This is a genomic window from uncultured Traorella sp. (assembly GCF_944327115.1).
In the GTDB taxonomy this organism is placed as follows: domain Bacteria; phylum Bacillota_I; class Bacilli_A; order Erysipelotrichales; family Erysipelotrichaceae; genus Traorella.
Genome location: NZ_CALVGS010000087.1, coordinates 1 through 2,985, shown reverse-complemented (window position 1 = coordinate 2,985; position 2,985 = coordinate 1). Strand labels below are relative to the sequence as shown.

The window sequence follows — 2,985 nt, the reverse complement described above, 5'->3', positions numbered from 1 at the left end:
GTACGGTATCTGAGGGTGATTTTTTATGGTATCTGGTCGATGAAAATGATGATCAGCTGCATAAGACAAATATGAAAAGTGTTGAGGATACGAAGATCAAGGATATTTTAAGGGCGGATAAGAATCCAAGCATTCGTATTACGGTGGGAATCGAAGAGCTTTTGACGCGTGCGATGCGACAGAATTTTGTTCCTGTTGTAGATGATTCAAATGTATTTATCGGAATCGTTACAAGAAAAGCGATCATTGAATATTTAGTGAATAAGCATGATTGAAATGAGGATAGTTTTTGATTATAATAGATTTATGATTCGTAAAGCTGTAAGAAATGATATTGATGAAATGATAAGGATCATTGATCAGGCCAAGGCTTATTTGAAAGAGCAGGGGGTTGATCAGTGGCAGGATGGCTATCCAAATAAAGAGGTGCTTTTGGAAGACATCAAGCAAGGTTATAGCTATGTCTTAGAAGATGGGCCTATCCTAGGTACGATGTGCTTTAAGGTTGCAGATGATCCCGATTATGTAAGAATTGATGGGAAATGGCTGTGTGAGGGCTCTTATGGGGTCATTCACCGCATTGCAATTGATGACAAGTATAAGGGTGAGGGAAGAGCCAGGGAGTTTTTAGAGTATGCGATAAAAGCTTGTAGAGAAAGTCATGCTGTCAGTCTGCGTATTGATACGCATCAGGATAATCATTCAATGAGAAGATTTCTTGAGAAGAATGGTTTTATTGAATGTGGAATGATCTATATTGGCGGTGTGTCACCGAGAATTGCTTATGAAAGATGTGTTGAGTACTGAAAGGTACTCTTTTAAAGTGTTTTCTTTGTGAAATATCATGAATTATCGTGAACAATGTATAGGTATTTGTAGGAGAATATGGTAAAATATTGGGGAGTAGATGGAGGAAATTATGGCAGATAAGATTATTGTTTTGGATTTTGGCTCACAGTATAACCAGCTGATTGCAAGACGTATTCGTGAGTTTGGTGTTTATAGTGAATTACATCCGCATACGTTAACTTTGGAACAGATCAAGAGTTTTGAAGATGTAAAGGGTATCGTGTTTAGCGGGGGACCGAATAGTGTTTATGAGAAGGATGCGTTCATGTGTGATCCGGCTATTTTTGACAGTGGGATTCCTATTTTGGGAATTTGTTATGGAATGCAGATGATCCATTATATGAATGGTGGGCATGTAAAGGCTTGTGAAGCAAAGGAATATGGAAGATGTGAGATTACGATTGATACCGATTCTTTGATTTTTAAAGGCTTGCCTAAGAAACAGACGGTATGGATGAGTCATGGTGATCAGGTGGATAAGCTTGCAGATGGGTTTGTAAGAGATGCTTCGAGTGATACTTGTTATTATGCTGCGACAAGTAATGAAAAGAAGAAGATCTATACGTTGCAGTTTCATCCGGAGGTGCGTCATTCAGAGTTTGGAAATGAGATCTTGAGAAATTTCGTATTTGAAGTCTGCCATGCAAAGAATAATTGGTCGATGAGTTCTTTTATCGAGATGCAGATTGCAAAGATCCGGGAACAAGTCGGTAATGACAAGGTGCTTTTAGGTTTGTCCGGAGGTGTCGATTCTTCAGTAGTTACTGCTTTGTTACATAAGGCAATTGGTAATCAGCTGTATTGTATGTTTATCGATCACGGTCTTTTAAGAAAAGGTGAAGCGGACAGTGTCATGGAAGTATTTGGACGCGAAATGAACCTGAATCTTGTGAAGATCGATGCGAAAGATCGTTTCTTATCAAAGTTAAAGGGTGTTAGTGATCCTGAACAGAAGCGTAAGATCATTGGAAATGAGTTTGTGTATACTTTTGATGAAGAAGTGAAGAAGCTTGTTGAAGGGGAAGATATTAAGTGGCTGGCTCAGGGGACTTTATATACGGATGTAATCGAGTCAGGGACAAAAACGGCTCAGACTATTAAATCGCATCATAATGTTGGCGGTCTTCCAAAGGATATGCAGTTTCAGCTGATCGAACCTTTAAATACGTTGTTTAAGGACGAAGTAAGAGCACTGGGAAGCAAATTAGGGCTTCCGGATGAAATGGTATGGAGACAGCCTTTCCCAGGTCCAGGACTTGGTATCCGTATCATTGGAGAGATTACAGAAGAAAAGCTGATGATGGTAAGAGAATCTGATGCTATTCTAAGAGAAGAAATCAAGAAAGCTGGATTAGATCGTGAGATCTGGCAGTATTTTACAGCACTTACAAATATGAAGTCAGTAGGTGTCATGGGAGATCAGCGCACCTATGCTTATGCCGTTGCGATTCGTGCAGTAACATCGATTGATGGTATGACAGCAGACTGGGCAAGAATTCCATATGATGTATTAACGATCGTATCAAATCGTATCGTAAATGAAGTTCCTCATGTGAATCGAGTAATGTTAGATATTACATCGAAGCCTCCTGGAACGATAGAGTTCGAGTAGTATCAATGTCATTTTGTACTTCTTGATAGTGGACTTTGTGAAAAGCCCGCTATTCTTTTAAGAATGTCATATTAATGTCATATTATTGATTAAATACAGACAAATTGATGAAACAAGCAGACTTTGAAGGGTGTAGCACTTTTGAGGTCTGTTTTGTTACAAAATCTTGTATGAAACATCATAAACCGTGTAGAATCAGCATTTTAAAATAATTCTTGAGATAAACCCCCTGTCCTAACAACGGAATATTGAGGCAAATATTGTTATAAAATTATGAGATAAAATGTTATAATGAAATTTTTTCCGATAGGAGGAGAGATGCTAATAAAGTTTACGAAAAACACGCTAACGTAGTTTGCTAAATGACAGTACAATAACAAAAAAACGCTCTTTGATATGATGACCTCTAAGTAGACAGCCTAAATAATTAGGCGCTTTAAAATCGTGTGTTGGTGTGAGCTGTTTCAGATCACTTTAAGTTTTGGTGTGTTTCATAAAAAAGCTCATTTTTCCTATGATTTCTT

Annotated in this window: 3 protein-coding genes; all 3 read left to right on the top strand. The window is 38.1% G+C overall.

The genetic code is table 11. The annotated features are described in order from the left end of the window. Positions 1-275, top strand: a 275-nt coding sequence (locus tag Q0K35_RS08130) for a CBS domain-containing protein (RefSeq protein ID WP_294562159.1), incomplete at its 5' end; no start/stop codon positions are given. A gap of 1 nt (position 276) precedes the next feature. After that, positions 277-807 (top strand): GNAT family N-acetyltransferase, encoded by a 531-nt coding sequence (locus tag Q0K35_RS08125; protein ID WP_294562158.1) that lies wholly within the window; start codon positions 277-279, stop codon positions 805-807. 112 nt (positions 808-919) lie between these two features. Next, positions 920-2,461, top strand: a complete 1,542-nt coding sequence (gene guaA, locus Q0K35_RS08120) for a glutamine-hydrolyzing GMP synthase (protein WP_294562157.1) — start codon at positions 920-922, stop codon at positions 2,459-2,461. The last annotated feature ends 524 nt before the right edge of the window (positions 2,462-2,985 follow it).

Excerpts from the sequence above, each read along its gene's own strand:
- Q0K35_RS08125 (WP_294562158.1), top strand. The coding sequence starts at position 277 with ATGAGGATAGTTTTTGATTATAATAGATTTATGATTCGTAAAGCTGTA.
- guaA (WP_294562157.1), top strand. The coding sequence starts at position 920 with ATGGCAGATAAGATTATTGTTTTGGATTTTGGCTCACAGTATAACCAG.